Here is a 14,886-nt window from a genome sequence, read left to right as displayed (position 1 = left end):
TTCGCTCGGGTGCCCCGGCGTAGATCGCGACGTGCATCAGCATCTCGCGGCTGTGCTCCGGCGGCACGCCGTTGCGGCGGGCGGCCTTCACGTGCATCGCGACCTCATCCTCGCAGCCCACCGCCGCCAGGATCGCCAGCGTCAGCACGCTGCGGGTCTGCCGGTCGACGCCGTCGCCGCTCCACAGGTCGCCCCACGCGTAGCGGGTGATGAAATCCTGGAAGCCCTCGGTGAACGGGGTGATCTTGGCGTTGGCACCGGTCCACGTTCTCGTCGCCGAGGACCTGCCGGCGCACCTGCATGCCCTGCGCGTGCCGGGTTTCGTTGCCGAGGCGGTCGGGCGTCACAGGCTCCTCGTGAAGAGGTCCAGGAGTCGAGCTGCAGGATGCGTGCCACCCTGACCTCCTCGCCGTTCGCATAGTGAACGTCTGTGCTTTCTACGAACGGTACGGCGTTCGACGGCAACCGGTCAAGGACGGAATCGTGGTTTCGCCAGGTCGGAGGCCCGAAACGGGCAGAGCGCGGCCACGACTGCTCGCGGCGTGGAAGGCCCCGCGCGTGAGGCGCGATGGCCAAGGCTGCTGGCCGGATCTACCGGCGGAAGTGCGAGCGTGCGCTCCGGTCGGTCAGAGGTAGCCAGTCTCGGGCAGGCCGGAGCAGGGCAGCTCGAAGACGTTGACCGCCGCGTCGGCGGCGGCGGTCGCCTGCTGGTAACCGGTCTCGCCCCAGGCGAGCAGGTCGCCGGCCTTGCCCGGGTGGACCAGCAGCCGCCGGTAGATTCGTCCGCTGTCTGGGTCGGGCTCCGACGGGTGCACTGTGGTGATCAGCGCGGCCATCCGGACCTGGGCGTACGGCGAGATGCCGTCGTCCACGCACTGGTAGCCCAGGTAGTGCGGTTCGCCGATATCGACGGTGACCTCTTCCATGGTCTCCCGGCGCAGGATGTCGACATACTCGGCCTCGCCGGGCTCCGGTCGACCGCCCGGCAGCGAGTGCTTGTTGCCGTCGAGGCGGATCAGCAGCCGCCCGTCCGGGACGAACAGGAACCCGTACACCTGCCGCACCGGCAGGCCCTCGGGCACAGCGTTGGTGTGCCAGGTGAACTTGGGCATCGCTGCGGATCCCTTCCACGGTGCTGGAAAAGATCACCTTAACCGAGGAACCAGCGGAATCCCCCGAACGCCGCGCGGCGGCTCAACTGAAATCCCGCACGACCTTGCCCGAATCCCGCACGACCTTGCCCGCCGGACCGGAGCACAGGCCACGGGCCGCGTCCCGATCGGCAGCACCTCGTGCACGTGCGGCACTCAACGGCATTCGCTGCGGATGCCGAGTTCTGCGCAGGTCGAGGCGTCGAGGTAGTCGAGGGCGAGGCGGCGGAAGACGTAGTCGGGGAGCGAGTGGGCGTACTCGATGTCCGGGTCGGTCACCGGGCCGCGCGGTTCGAACTGCATGCCCGCGTACCTCGCCACGTACTTCTCCAGTGGCACCCCATGCTGCAGGCCCAGCGACACGGCGGCCGACAAGCTGTCCAGGAAGCCGCTGAGCGGGCTGCCCTGCCGGTCGACGCTCACCCAGACCTCGCCGAGCTTGCCGTCCGGATAGGCGTTGGTGGTCAGATGGCCCGTGACGCCGCCGATGTCGAAGCGGACCGTGTAGCCGCGGCGGCGGCGCGGCGGGTGCTGCCACGCCACGCTCTGGTCCATCCGGATGATCCGGCGCGAGCGCGCCGGGGCGACGTCGGTGCGGGCCATGCCGGGAGGCGCTCCTTCGGATCGGTCGTCCTTTATGGACAATGCGGGACCGTACCTCAGTGCTGCGCCGGTGATGCGCTCGGGCGGCGGCTCGCGTGCAGCGTTCTGTTCGACAGCTCGACGGAGGTGCCGAAACCGGCGCTGATCCGGGCCAACGTGGCGCACAGCCATTCGGCGTCGGCGGCCGAGGCCGGGTGCAGGCGCATCCGCCTGGCCTGCATCGGCAGCATGCGCAGGTCGACGAGGTCACCGGAGGGCGCCAGCGACGCGAAGAACAGCAGGCGCAGGTCGTCCCGGTACTGCTCGTAGCCCGGGATGCCCTCGTAGTCGTCGATGAAATCGCCGCAGCCGTAGAGCACGAGCCGGTTGCGGTAGATCTCGATCGGCCGCGGGTGGTGCGAGGAATGCCCGTGTACCACGTGCACCCCGCCGTCGATCAGCCGGTGTGCGAAGCGGACCTGGTCGGCGCCGACGTGGTACTGCCAGTTCGTGCCCCAGTGCAGCGAGACGACCACGATGTCGCCGGGTCGGGTCCGCTCCCGGATCTCGCCGGTGATCCCGGCGGCCCAGCGATCGGAGAGGTCGGGCAAGAAGTTCACGCCCGACCGGTTCGCGGTCGCCGCCCAGCTCGCCGGGATGCCGCTGGACTCGGCACCGTAACCGAAGACCACGACCCGACCGTTCGGGGTGCCGATCACCGCCGGCCGGTGCGCTTCGTCGGCGTCGTGCCCGGCGCCGACCCAGCGCAGGCCCGCCCCCGACAGCGCGTCGAGCGTGTCGGCCAGTCCTTGGCGGCCGAAGTCCAGGATGTGGTTGTTGGCCAGGCTGCACACGTCCGGCCGAGCGGCGCGCAGGCAATCCACGTTCGCCGGGTTCATCCGGTAGTGCACGCCCTTGTCCGGGGCGAACTCGCCCCCGCCGGTGATGCTGGATTCGAGGTTGATCACCCGCACGTCCGGCGCGGTCGAGTCGAGGGCGCGCAGCGCACCGCCCCAGGGCCAGCCGAAGCCGACCGGGCTGCTGATCGGACCGTTGCGCGCTTCGGCCGCCGCGACGTAACTGCGCGCGTCCCGCAGGTATTGCTCGTGCAGGACGGGGTTGCCGGGGTGCGGCAGGATCTGGTCGACGCCACGGCCGGGCATCACGTCGCCGCAGAGGAAAAGCCGGATCAAATCCATCCCGCGCCCCCTCACGGCGTCAGCACGATCCACACCTGACCGGCCGCGGGCAGCAGCGCCTCGCCCGAAGGCCCGGCGTAGGTGGCGGCTGCGTCCGGGGCGGGCCGGGACCAGGTGCCGTTGAACGCCCGCCCGTCGCGGAGCACGGTGACCGGGCCGCTGCCGACCGTCTCGGCGATCGGCGAGGGGTTCCCCGCGACGTCGTGGATCGCCGACTCACGGACCTTGACCCGCTCGATCACCACGGTCGGCGGGCCGAGCCGGCCGCTGTCGACGGCCGCGTACGGGGCCCCGTCCATCGACACCAGCCACCGCTGCTCCCCAGCGGACCAGTCGAAGCCGACGGTGGCGGACGGGAAGGTGACCTCGTAGTGGCCCGTCGGGGTCCCGCCGCCAGGGGCGGGGCCGGGGGTGAGCCGGTTCTGGCCGGGCCACGGCGCGCCGGGCGGCAACTTCGAAGGGTCGACGAACAGGTTGTGCGGGACGGGCCGCGACTCGTCGCGGGTGAAGGCTGCGGGCTGGTGCGCGTCGGAGGCGTCGGTCACCGGTGCCGCCGCGATGAGCGGCAGCAGCTCGGGCGCCGCGCCGGAATACGCGAGCGTCGGGTGCCCGAACTGGGGGAGCAGTTCCGCATCGGTCTCCCGGGCGCTGCGCACCGGCCCGATCTCCGGCGGCTGGTGCGACGCGAAGATCCCTAGCAGGCGGCTGTAGCCGCCCTCTACCGGTTCGACGTAGACCACGTCAGCGGCGCCGATGCCGACCGGCGGCCGGGCTTCGGACACGTTGTCGACCTTCACCGCGAGCACCGCCGGGCCCGGAGGCGGAGCGGGGGCGGGGGTGGTGCTGGCGGGAGGCGGGGATTCCGGCCGCGAGGGGTACCCGGCGCGCGGCGTCGAGAACAGGCCGCAGGCGGCCATGCCGAACACCGCGAGCAGAATCAGCGCCGCTGCGAACAGCACGCGCATGTGCTCGCGCCGCATGATTTCTCCCGGAATCCCTCCGGGTTCCAGGCTACGCCCGCGACGGGTTCACTTCTGCGGCTGCGCTCCGTGCGTGTTTTTCGGTGCTATAGCGCCCGAAACCGCTCACGGAACCCACGCTGGCGGCTGGCGGCTGGCGGCTGGTGGCTGGCGTCCTCCGCGTCGGGTGGAAACTGGTGCGGGGTCAGGCGGGCGATGTGCTCGTCGATCAGTATGTCCAGCTCCGCCAGGCGGGCACGCAGCGCCTCGGCGCGGCGACGGGAGGCGCTCGGCAACTGCGCCGCCAGGTGCCCGTACTCGGCGAGCACCGTGGGCAGATCGTTGCCGTCCTGCTGCCTGGGGATGTGGTCCATGGCTTGATGGTGCGGCCCGGGACGGGATTCGTCGATTCGATCAGTGGCGGCGCCGATGCGCCTGGCGGCCGGCGCCGATGCGCCTGGCGGCCGGGGCCGTTCGACGCCGGATATGCTCGCCGCATCGGGTTCACCCGATGGGATGATCTCGGGAGATTGGGGTGTGGAGATGACCGACAAAGCCGCGCTGGTGCGGGCACGGACGCTGCTCGCCGAGCACCCGGTGATCGACGGGCACAACGACCTGCCTTGGGCGCTGCGCGAGCAGGTCGGCTACGACCTGGACCGCCGCGACATCGCCCAGGACCAGTCGGCGCGGCTGCACACCGACCTGGCCCGGCTGCGCGCCGGCGGCGTCGGCGGCCAGTTCTGGTCGGTCTACGTCAAGGCCGAGTACCAGGGCGACAAGGCGGTCAGCGCCACGATCGAGCAGATCGACTGCGTGCGCGCCCTCGTCGCGCGCTACCCCGAACACCTGCAGCTCGCGCGCACCGCCGACGAGTTGGAGGCCGCCCGCGCCAACGGCCGCATCGCCTCGCTGATGGGCGCCGAGGGCGGCCACTCCATCGCGTGTTCGCTGGCCACCTTGCGCGCCCTGCACGAACTGGGCGTCCGCTACCTCACGCTGACCCACAACGACAACGTGCCGTGGGCGGACTCGGCCACCGACGAACCGGCCGCGAAGGGCCTGACCCGCTTCGGCGTCGAGGTGGTGCGCGAGATGAACCGGCTGGGCATGCTGGTGGACCTCTCGCACGTCGCCCCCGACACCATGCGGGACGCGCTGGGTGCCACCCGGGCCCCGGTGATCTTCTCGCACTCCTCGGCACGGGCAGTCTGCAACCATCCGCGCAACATCCCTGACGACGTGCTGGCCGCGCTGCCCGCCAACGGTGGCGTTGCGATGGCGACCTTCGTGCCGCAGTTCGTGCTTCCTGAGGCGATCGAATGGAGCAAGCGGGCCCAGGACGTGCTGAGGGAGCAGGGCTTCGATCCGCTGGACACGACGCCCGAGGCACTGGAGGCGCTGCGGGTGTACGAGGCCGCAAATCCGCGGCCGGTGGCCACCGCCGGAACCGTGGCCGACCACCTCGACCACATGCGCGATGTCGCGGGCATCGACCACATCGGCATCGGCGGCGACTACGACGGCACCGCCTTCACCCCGCAGGGCCTGGACGACGTCGCCGGGTACCCGAACCTGGTCGCGGAGCTGATCACCCGGGGCTGGTCCGAGGCCGACCTCGCCAAGCTCACCTGGCACAACGCCGTGCGCGTGCTCCGCGACGCGGAGCACGTGGCCCGCGATCTCCAGCGAACCGAACGCCCCTCGATCGCGACCATCGATCAGCTGGACGGCTGATGCGGAGCTGATCCGCTAGGCCGGTCGGGCGAGACGGTGAGACGGTTGTTGACCAGCTGTCTCACCGCTGGCTACGGTCGCGGCAATCGAACACGGCCCGGGACGAGGTGCTGCGCAATGAGGCGTTTCGACCGGCTGGAGCGGATCCTCGCGCTCGATCCCGATCGCGACTGCGAGGAGATCTACCGACTGCTCGCCGAGTACGAATTCCCCTGGGACATCACCAAGGCCCTGGAGTTCGCGCTGTTCCGAACCTACGCGGTGCCCCGCATCGGCCGGCTGCTGGACCACACCGGCGAATTCACCCGGTCCGCTCAGAAGCGCTACGACGACACCGTGCTCGTCCTCTACGAGATCTTCCACTGGGGCACCACCAGCGACCGCGGGCGGCAGGCGCTGGAACAGCTCAACGCCATCCACGGCCGGTACAGGATCAGCAACGACGACTACGCCTACACGCTGTCGACGTTCGTGGTGACGCCGGTGCGCTGGATCGAGCAGTTCGGCTGGCGGAAGCTGCACCCGCGCGAGGTGCGGGCGCTGACCAACACCATGCGGCGGCTCGGTGAGGGCATGAAGCTCTCCGGAATCCCGGAGACTTACGCGGAGTTCGAACGGCTCTTCGACGACTACGAGCGCGAGCACTTCGCGTTCGACGCGGGCGGCCGCCGGGTCGCCGACGCGACGCTGGACCTGTTCGGCTCCTGGTATCCGCGGTTGCTATCCCCGGCCGTGGCGCGGGCGGCGCGGTTCCTGATGGAGCCGCACCTGCTGACCGCCTTCGGCTTCCCGCAGGTCGGGAACGCCGGCCGCAAGGCCGCCGAGGCTGCGCTGAAAGTGCGCGCCGAGCTCGTGCGCGTGGGGCCGGTCCGGCCGGATTCCCGCCCGGTCGGGCCCGATCCGATGTCCTATCCGGACGGTTACGAGATCGCCGACCTCGGGCCGGACTCGTTCCACCGCTACCAGGCCAAGAGCCGGGCGAAGCAAACCTGCCCGGTGCCCACGTGACATGCTGCTCACTCCGCATGGCTGCATCCCGGCGGAGGACGACGCGCGGTCCCGAGCCTTCGCTCGCGCCCACCTGGTCCCCGTGATCGCCGGTTAGAGCTGGTCAGCGGCCGGGCCACCCCACGGTCCTGGCGATGTCCGATGTGGACACCCGCGAGTTGCGGCCCTGGCCGGACGGCCGCCGGGCGACCGCCTGGGGGACGTGAGAGAGTGCGGACAACGGTCTTGGGTTGTTGCCCGGATGTCAATGTACGCCACCCGATTGTCGGTGCAAGGGAATCGGTGCCGCAGCGGCTGTGACCGGCGGATTGTTGACGTTGTGTAGGTTCGGTCGGAGCGGGCTCGGCGGCCCGTCCGGTCCACCGTGATGACCGTCCCCGCGTCCTATGTAGACCAAGATGGTCTTCTGGTCGAACAACGTTACGAATCATGGGAAACCTCGGTGCATCGTGGCTCGCCCTGCGGAGCGGCATAGGTGCTCATACGATGCCGAATGCGCCTCCTGGTCGGCGGGGATAGGAGGAGGGTTCGATGGTTTTGTCGCTGCCTGATAGCGCGATGTCCGGCGGGGATTCCGAAAACTCGGACGGGTTGCCGCGTTCGGGTGATTTTCCGCGGAGTGCCGCGGTGCTCGCCCGGATGCGGTCGGAGAACTTCCCGGTCGCCGCCCGGATCCTGCCGCGCGGGCTGCGGCGGCACCTGCACGCCCTGTACGGCTTCTTCCGGCTGGTCGATTACGCCGGGGACGAGGCTCCCGGCAACCGCGGGGCGCTGCTCGACTTCCTCGAAATCGATCTCAAGCGCGCCTACCAGGGAACGGCTCGGATTCCGATGCTGCGTGCGCTGACACCGACGGTCGCCGAGTGTGCCATTCCGCACGAGGTGCTGGTCAAGTTGATCGACGCCAACCGGCAGGACCAGCAGGTCCGGCGCTACCGCAGCTTCCCGGACCTGCTCGACTACTGCGCCCTGTCCGCGAACCCGGTCGGGGAAGCGGTGCTGCACGTCTTCGGGCGGGCCGAACCCGCGCTGATCACGCTGTCCGACCGGATCTGCAGCGCGCTGCAGATCCTGGAGCACTGCCAGGACATCGCCGAGGACTACCGCCAGGATCGGGTGTATCTGCCGACCGACGACATGCAGCGCTTCGGCTGCGAGGAACCGGAACTGGTCGCCGACCGCGCCTCGACGATGCTATGCGGGCTCGTGAAGTACGAAGTGGACCGCGCGCGCCGGATGCTCGACGCCGGCGCGCCGCTGGTCGGGGAGCTGTCCGGGATGGCCCGGATAGCGGTGGCCGGTTATGTCGCGGGCGGACGTGCCACGGCGGCCGCGTTCGCTGCGGCAAAGCACGATCCGCTCGGCTTCGACGTGCGGCCGGGGCGGGGGCGGACCTTCGCCGAATGGGGGCGGTTGTACGTGTTGGGAGGCATTTGGTGACCGATTGGGTCTGGATCCGGGACGCCTACCTGGAGTGCGAGCGCATCACCCGGGAACAGGCGCGAAACTTCTCCTACGGGATCCGGCTGCTGCCCGGCCCGAAGCGGCGGGCGCTGTCGGCGGTCTACGCCTTCGCCCGCCGCGTGGACGACATCGGCGACGGCGACCTGCCGCGCGAGAAGAAGCTGCGCAGCCTGAAGCAGGCCCGCGAGGCGATCCACGCGGCGAGCATCGGCGCCGCCGACCCGGTGCTGGTGGCGCTGGCGGACTCGGCGGCGCGCCTGCCGGTGCCACTGGCCGCCTTCGACGAGCTCATCGACGGCTGCGAGGCCGATGTCCGCGGCGTGCGCTACGGCACCTTCGAGGAGCTGCTGCACTACTGCCGCTGCGTGGCCGGATCGATCGGACGGCTGGCACTGGGCGTGTTCGGCACCATCGACCCGCCCACGGCCGAGCGACGCGCGGACGCGCTCGGTGTCGCGCTGCAGCTGACCAACATCCTGCGCGACATCCAGGAGGACCAGCTGGCCGGGCGGGTCTACCTGCCTGCCGAGGACCTCGAGAGGTTCGGCGTTCGGCTGGAGCCGGGCAACGGGCGGGTCGAGGACCCGGAGAGGTGGGACCGGCTGATCCGCTTCCAGGCCGCCCGCGCCGAGCAATGGTACGCCGAAGGGCTTCGGCTGCTGCCGATGCTCGACCGGCGCAGCCGGGCGTGCTGCGCGTCGATGGCGGGCATCTACCACGAACTGCTGGCCCGCATCGCCGCCGACCCGCGTGCCGCGCTGCACCAGCGGACCTCGCTGTCCGGCTGGCGGAAAGCGGGCGTCGCGGCGCGGTCGCTGGCGGGGATGGCACCGTGAGCCGGGGGCGCGTGGTGGTGGTCGGCGGCGGGCTGGCCGGGGTGACGGCGGCGCTGCGCTGCGCCGAACTGGGATTCGAGGTCGAGCTGCTGGAGACGCGCCCCAGGCTGGGCGGCGCGACTTACTCCTTCGTACGCGGCGACCTCGTCGTGGACACCGGGCAGCACGTCTTCCTGCGCTGCTACACCGCCTACACCGGCCTGCTGCGGCGGCTCGGCGTCGCCGACTCGATCAGCGTGCAACCCCGGTTCCACGTCCCGGTGCTCAGTCCCGGCGGCCAGGCTTCGGTGCTGCGCCGCTGGGACCTCCCGGCACCGGCACACCTGACCCCGACGCTGCTGGGATACCGGATGCTGACCGCGGCGGAACGGATGCGGGTGGCGCGCACCGCGCTGGCGCTTCGGCGGCTCGATCCGGCCGACCCCGCGCTGGACCACATCAGCCTCGGGCAGTGGCTGAGGCAGCGCGGCGAGTCGCCGCGCGCCGTCGATGCGCTGTGGGGGTTGTTGGCGTTGGCGGCGCTCAACGCCGAGCCCGCGGACGCGTCGATGGCGTTGGCGGCCAAGGTGTTCCGGACGGGCGTGCTGGACACATCCGACAGCGCCGACATCGGGATTCCCCGGGTGCCGCTGGGACAATTGCATGGCGAAGCCGCCCACCGCGCGTTGCTGGAAGCGGGTGTCGGCATCCGCCTCCGCTGCAAGGCCCGGGCGATCCGCCGGTCCGGCGCGGGTTTTCAGGTCCCGGTGCGCGAGAACACCGGGGAATCGGTGCTCACCGCGGACTCGGTCATCGTCGCGGTCCCGCACCGCGCTGCGGCGACGCTTGTGGCGGACCTCCCCATACCGGGCGTGGCGACGTGGGCGAAGCTCTCCGCGGCACCGATCGTCAACGTTCACGTGCTCTACGACCGGCCGGTCACCAGCCTTGAGATGGCCGCCGTGCTGGACTCCCCGGTGCAATGGGTCTTCGACCGGACAGCCACCTCCGGCGCACCCCGCGGGCAGTACCTGGCCGTCTCGCTTTCCGCCGCGCAAGAGCACGTCCAGGCGCGCACTGATTACCTGCACGACCTGTTCATCCCCGCGCTGCGGCAGGTCTTCCCGTACGCCCGCAGCGCGCGGGTCCTCGACTTCTTCGTCACCCGCGAGCCCAGCGCGACCTTCCGGCAGGCGCCCGGCACCGCCGCGCTCCGGCCGCAGGCCCGCACCGCGGTGCCCGGCCTGGTGCTCGCCGGGGCGTGGACCGCCACCGGATGGCCCGACACGACGGAGGGAGCGGTGCTCAGCGGTACCCGCGCCGCCGAGGTAGTGGATCTGGACCAGCGCTCGCAACATGGTGTGGAGGTGACCGCATGACGACCGTTCTGCCACCAGCCCTGCAAACCGCCAGGGAGGCGGTGGATCCAGTGCTGCGCAACGCAGTGAACCGCCTCGACCCGGACACCCGCCGGGTGTGCGAGTACCACTTCGGCTGGAGCGACGCCGACGGCTCCCCGGGAGGTGGTGGCGGGAAGGCCCTGCGGCCGGCGATGGTGCTGCTGTCCGCGCGCAGCGTTGCCACCGCGGGGGATCCGATCGTCGCGGCGGCCGCGGTGGAACTCGTGCACAACTTCTCCCTGCTGCACGACGACGTGATGGACGGCGATACCTCCCGCCGCCACCGGGCGACCGCGTGGACCGTCTTCGGAAAACCGGCAGCGCTGCTGGCCGGGGACGCGTTGCTGGCGCTGTCCAACGAGATACTGCTGGAATCGCCGTCGCGCCATGCGGCGGCAGCGGCCCGGTCGCTGTCCATCGCGACCCGCGTCCTGATCGCCGGGCAGGCCGCCGACCTGGGCTTCGAGTGCCGCGCCGAGGTCGGGCTCGACGAATGCCTGCAGATGGCGCACGACAAGACCGCCGCGCTGCTCGCCTGCGCCTCATCCATCGGCGCGCTCCACGTCGGCGCGCCGCGGGAAACCGTGGCCCGGCTGCACGCCTACGGCACCGAACTGGGGATGGCCTTCCAGCTCGTCGACGACCTGCTCGGCCTGTGGGGCGACCCCGACGTCACCGGCAAGCCCGTGCTGTCCGACCTGCGGGCCCGCAAGAAGTCGGTGCCGGTCGTGCACGCGCTGAGCTCCGGGACCGCCGCCGGCGATCGGCTGCACCGGCTGTACGCGCAGGCCGAACCGCTCATCGAGGACCAGCTGCAGGAGGCCGCCGAAATGGTGCAGCGGGCCGGCTCGGCGGACTGGACCCGCCAGGAGTGCGAGCGGCGGCTGGCCGCCGCCGACGAGTACTTGCCCGATGGCGACGTGACCGAGTCGTTGACCGAGCTGGCCGAGTTCATCGTACGGAGGAAGCTTTGACCGATCAGTTGCAGCAGCCTATCCGCACCGGCATGGTTTCGGCTTCCGCCGCGCGAGCCGATGCCCGGATCGCGCTGGCCGCCGGCCGCGACTACCTGCTTTCCCTCCAGCACCCCGACGGCTGGTGGAAGGGCGAGCTGGAGACCAACGTGACGATGGACGTCGAGGACCTGCTGCTGCGGCAGTTCCTGGGCATCCGCACCGCCGCCGAGACCGAGCAGGCCGCCCGCTGGATCCGCGCACAGCAGCGCCCTGACGGCACCTGGGCGAACTTCTACGGCGGACCCGGCGACCTGTCCACCACGGTGGAGGCCTACACGGCGCTCAAGCTCGCCGGTGACGCCGTCGACGCCGAGCACATGGCGGTGGCGCGCGACTGGATCCTGGCGCGTGGCGGGCTGGAGGCCACCCGGGTGTTCACCCGGATCTGGTTGGCGCTGTTCGGCGAATGGTCCTGGGACGAACTGCCCGCGATGCCGCCGGAACTCGTGCTGCTGCCGAGGTGGTTCCCGCTGAACGTCGCGGACTGGGGGTGCTGGGCGCGGCAGACCGTCGTCCCGCTGACCGTGGTGTGCACGCTGCGGCCATGCCGGAACCTCGGCATCGACGTGCGCGAACTGCGCACCGGACGCGCGGCGGAACGGGTCCGTCCACAGTGGTCGTGGAAGTACGGTTTCCACGCCCTGGGCCAGGTTCTGCACCGCTACCACCGACGCCCGCTCAAGGCGCTGCGCAAGCACGCGATGCTGCGCGCGGCGGAGTGGATCGTGGCGCGGCAGGAAGCCGACGGCTCCTGGGGCGGGATCCAGCCGCCGTGGGTGTACTCGCTGCTGGCGCTGCACTTGCTCGGCTACCCGCTGGACCACCCGGTGCTGCGGCACGGGCTCGCCGGGCTGGAGGGTTTCCTGATCCGCGAGCAGACCCCGGCCGGTCCGGTGCGGCGGCTGGAGGCCTGCCAGTCCCCGGTGTGGGACACCGTGCTCGGCATGCAGGCGCTGCGCGATGCGGGGGTGCCCGCCGACCATCCGTCGCTGCGCCGGGCGACCGATTTCCTGCTGACCGAGGAGATCCGGGTCAAGGGCGACTGGTCGGTGCGCCGCCCGGACCTGCCGCCCGGAGGAGGCTGGGCGTTCGAGTTCGACAACGACGGCTACCCGGACATCGACGACACCGCCGAAGCGCTGCTCGCGCTGAACCGGATCGAGCACCCGGACCCGGAGGCGGTGCGCGGCGCCATCGAGCGCGGTGTCCGCTGGTTGCGCGGCATGCAGTCCCGCGACGGCGGCTGGGGTGCCTTCGACGCCGACAACACCCGGACGCTGGTGCGCAAGCTGCCGTTCTGCGATTTCGGCGAGGTGATCGACCCGCCGTCGGCCGACGTGACGGCGCACGTGGTGGAGGCGCTGGCCGCGCTGGGGCACGACGACCGGGTGCTGCGACGGGGCGTGAAGTGGCTGCTGGACAACCAGGAGAAGGACGGGTCCTGGTTCGGCCGTTGGGGCGCGAACCACGTCTACGGCACCGGAGCCGTGGTCCCGGCGCTGGTCCGGGCGGGCCTCGAACCCGATCACCGGGCGCTGCGGCGGGCGGTGCGGTGGCTGGAACGCCACCAGAACGCCGACGGTGGCTGGGGCGAGGACCTGCGTTCCTACCGCGACCCGGAGTGGATCGGCCGGGGCGATTCCACGGCGTCGCAAACCGGCTGGGCATTGCTGGCGCTGCTGGCGGTGGGCCGGCACGGCACCGACGCGGTGCACCGCGGCGTGCAGTACCTGGCCCGCACCCAGCGGGTGGACGGCGGTTGGGACGAACCGCAGTTCACCGGCACCGGGTTCCCCGGCGACTTCTACATCAACTACCACCTGTACCGGGTGATCTTCCCGCTCACGGCGCTCGGGCGGTACCAACGTGCTGGGGATTGAGATGACTGCGATGCGGCTGCTGGTCTGCGCCCCGCTGGGTATCGAAGCCCGAGCCCTGCGGGCGGCCCTGGGCCCCGGAACCGTGCACCGCACGGGCTACGGGCCGCGCCGCAGCGCCCGCAGCGCGGCCTCGCTCGCCGGGGCGGACTTCGACGTATTGGTCGTCGCTGGGCTCGCCGGCGGGGTCGGCGCCGAGGTCTGCACCGGCGATGTGATCGTGGCCGATGAGCTCCGCGGTCAGCGCGGCACCGTGCGCTGTCCAGCGGCACCAGCGTTGGCAGCGGAGTTGCGCCGCGCCGGGTTCCCGGTGCGTTGCGGGCCGATCGCCACTGCCGGTCGCGTGGTGCACGGCGCCCAGCGCGCCGAGCTGGCCCGTGCCGGGGTGCTCGCCGTCGACATGGAGTCGGCAGCGCTGGCCGAGGCGGCAGGGGGACGTCCGCTCGGCGTCGTGCGGGTCGTGGTGGACACCGCACGGCAACCGTTGCTCCGGCCGGGCACGCCGGATCGCGCGCTGACCGCGCTCGCCCGGCTGCACGCCATCGGCTCGTGCCTGCCGCGGTGGGGCCGCGCCGTCCTGCGGGAGCGCACCGTCCTGCGGGAGCGCACCGTCCTGCCGGAGATCCGATCCGCCGCACCCGAGGAGGTGTCCTGATGGGCATTCCGATGCGCCAGGCGATCCGCGTCGGCGCTTACCTGGTGAAGCAGAAGCTCGCGCGCCGCGAGAAGTTCGCCTTGACCTTGGAGCTGGAGCCGCTGTTCGCGTGCAATCTGGCCTGCGCGGGCTGCGGCAAGATCCAGCATCCGGCGAGCGTGCTCAAGCAGCGGATGCCGGTCGAGCAGGCCGTCGCGGCGGTGGAGGAGTGCGGCGCGCCGGTGGTGTCCATCGCCGGCGGCGAGCCGCTGATGCACCCCGAGATCGAGCTCATCGTCGACGAGCTGGTCAGGCGCAAGAAGTTCGTCTACCTGTGCACCAACGCGCTGTTGCTGCCCCGCAAGATCGACAAGTTCCGGCCGTCGCCGTACTTCGCGTGGGCCGTGCACATCGACGGGCTGGCGGAGCGGCACGACGAGTCGGTGTGCAAGCAGGGCGTGTTCGCGCAGGCGGTGGACAACATCAAGGAGGTCCAGCGGCGCGGGTTCCGGGTGACCACCAACTCGACGTTCTTCACCTCCGACACCCCGCAGTCGGTCATCGAGGTGCTGGAGTACCTCAACAACGACCTCCGGGTCGACCAGATGATGCTCTCGCCGGCCTACGCCTACGACAAGGCACCCGACCAGGAGCACTTCATGGGCGTGACGGAGACCCGCGAGCTGTTCCGGAAGGTCTTTGCCGACGGGCGACGCAAGAAGTGGCGCTTCAACCACTCGCCGCTGTTCCTGGACTTCCTGGAGGGCAAGGTCGACTTCAAGTGCACGGCCTGGGCCATCCCGTCGTACTCGCTGTACGGCTGGCAGCGCCCGTGCTACCTGATGAACGACGGCTACGCGGGGAGCTACCAGGAGCTGCTGGCCGACACCGACTGGTCCGCCTACGGGCGCGGCCGTGATCCGCGCTGCGCCAACTGCATGGCGCACTGTGGCTACGAACCGACCGCCGTGCTGGCGACCATGGGCTCGCTACGCGAGTCGATCCGCGCGTTGCGGGGGTGACTGGATAAGAAAGTGCGCAGTT

At 71.0% G+C, this 14,886-nt stretch carries 14 protein-coding genes and 1 pseudogene; 9 read left to right on the top strand and 6 right to left on the bottom strand.

All coding sequences use genetic code 11. From position 1 onward, the window contains the following. Nucleotides 1–64: 64 nt before the first annotated feature. The 6 genes and pseudogenes from ACRXBZ_RS01440 to ACRXBZ_RS01415 all read right to left on the bottom strand — a co-directional run. Nucleotides 65–187, bottom strand: a pseudogene (locus ACRXBZ_RS01440) (carboxymuconolactone decarboxylase family protein); the annotation flags it as partial. A gap of 439 nt (nt 188–626) precedes the next feature. Further along, nucleotides 627–1,112 carry an NUDIX domain-containing protein gene (locus ACRXBZ_RS01435; protein WP_168589075.1) on the bottom strand — a complete coding sequence of 162 codons (486 nt, stop codon included), beginning with the start codon at nt 1,110–1,112 and terminating at the stop codon, nt 627–629. Between the two features lie 195 nt (nt 1,113–1,307). Continuing rightward, nucleotides 1,308–1,754 carry a TSCPD domain-containing protein gene (locus tag ACRXBZ_RS01430; RefSeq protein ID WP_433877406.1) on the bottom strand — a complete coding sequence of 149 codons (447 nt, stop codon included), beginning with the start codon at nt 1,752–1,754 and terminating at the stop codon, nt 1,308–1,310. A 56-nt stretch (nt 1,755–1,810) separates the two neighbouring features. Beyond that, the gene (locus ACRXBZ_RS01425; protein WP_433877405.1) at nt 1,811–2,932 is read right to left on the bottom strand and encodes a CapA family protein; all 1,122 of its coding nucleotides are present in this window, start codon (nt 2,930–2,932) and stop codon (nt 1,811–1,813) included. An 11-nt stretch (nt 2,933–2,943) separates the two neighbouring features. Then, nucleotides 2,944–3,912, bottom strand: coding sequence for a DUF3048 domain-containing protein (locus tag ACRXBZ_RS01420; RefSeq protein ID WP_433877404.1), 969 nt, complete (start codon nt 3,910–3,912; stop codon nt 2,944–2,946). Between the two features lie 86 nt (nt 3,913–3,998). After that, nucleotides 3,999–4,265, bottom strand: coding sequence for a hypothetical protein (locus ACRXBZ_RS01415; RefSeq protein WP_433877403.1), 267 nt, complete (start codon nt 4,263–4,265; stop codon nt 3,999–4,001). A gap of 169 nt (nt 4,266–4,434) precedes the next feature. Here ACRXBZ_RS01415 and ACRXBZ_RS01410 point away from each other — a divergent pair, with 169 nt between their 5' ends. The 9 genes from ACRXBZ_RS01410 (at nt 4,435) to hpnH (ending at nt 14,864) form a co-directional block, all read left to right on the top strand. Further along, nucleotides 4,435–5,628 (top strand): dipeptidase, encoded by a 1,194-nt coding sequence (locus ACRXBZ_RS01410; RefSeq protein WP_433877402.1) that lies wholly within the window; start codon nt 4,435–4,437, stop codon nt 5,626–5,628. A 117-nt stretch (nt 5,629–5,745) separates the two neighbouring features. Further along, a complete protein-coding gene (locus tag ACRXBZ_RS01405; protein ID WP_433877401.1) occupies nt 5,746–6,636 on the top strand; it encodes an oxygenase MpaB family protein in 891 nt (296 codons plus the stop codon). Between the two features lie 531 nt (nt 6,637–7,167). Continuing rightward, nucleotides 7,168–8,076, top strand: a complete 909-nt coding sequence (gene hpnC, locus ACRXBZ_RS01400; protein WP_433877400.1) for a squalene synthase HpnC — start codon at nt 7,168–7,170, stop codon at nt 8,074–8,076. Beyond that, a complete protein-coding gene (hpnD, locus tag ACRXBZ_RS01395) occupies nt 8,073–8,936 on the top strand; it encodes a presqualene diphosphate synthase HpnD (protein WP_433877399.1) in 864 nt (287 codons plus the stop codon). Before hpnC ends, hpnD begins: the two co-directional genes overlap by 4 nt. After that, the gene (gene hpnE / locus ACRXBZ_RS01390; protein WP_433877398.1) at nt 8,933–10,294 is read left to right on the top strand and encodes a hydroxysqualene dehydroxylase HpnE; all 1,362 of its coding nucleotides are present in this window, start codon (nt 8,933–8,935) and stop codon (nt 10,292–10,294) included. The genes hpnD and hpnE overlap by 4 nt, the downstream gene beginning before the upstream one ends. After that, nucleotides 10,291–11,289, top strand: coding sequence for a polyprenyl synthetase family protein (locus ACRXBZ_RS01385; RefSeq protein WP_433877397.1), 999 nt, complete (start codon nt 10,291–10,293; stop codon nt 11,287–11,289). The genes hpnE and ACRXBZ_RS01385 overlap by 4 nt, the downstream gene beginning before the upstream one ends. Nucleotides 11,290–11,321: 32 nt before the next feature. Further along, nucleotides 11,322–13,211: a squalene--hopene cyclase gene (shc, locus tag ACRXBZ_RS01380; protein ID WP_433883774.1), complete on the top strand. Its 1,890-nt coding sequence runs from the start codon at nt 11,322–11,324 to the stop codon at nt 13,209–13,211. 1 nt (nt 13,212) lies between these two features. Further along, nucleotides 13,213–13,863 carry a phosphorylase family protein gene (locus ACRXBZ_RS01375; RefSeq protein WP_433877396.1) on the top strand — a complete coding sequence of 217 codons (651 nt, stop codon included), beginning with the start codon at nt 13,213–13,215 and terminating at the stop codon, nt 13,861–13,863. Then, nucleotides 13,863–14,864 (top strand): adenosyl-hopene transferase HpnH, encoded by a 1,002-nt coding sequence (gene hpnH / locus ACRXBZ_RS01370; RefSeq protein ID WP_433877395.1) that lies wholly within the window; start codon nt 13,863–13,865, stop codon nt 14,862–14,864. The genes ACRXBZ_RS01375 and hpnH overlap by 1 nt, the downstream gene beginning before the upstream one ends. Nucleotides 14,865–14,886: the final 22 nt, after the last annotated feature.

Origin of the sequence: Saccharopolyspora hattusasensis (assembly GCF_050972075.1) — a bacterium.
In the GTDB taxonomy this organism is placed as follows: domain Bacteria; phylum Actinomycetota; class Actinomycetes; order Mycobacteriales; family Pseudonocardiaceae; genus Saccharopolyspora; species Saccharopolyspora hattusasensis.
The sequence above is the reverse complement of the archived record's forward strand: the minus strand, read 5'-3'. Positions and strand labels throughout refer to the sequence as shown.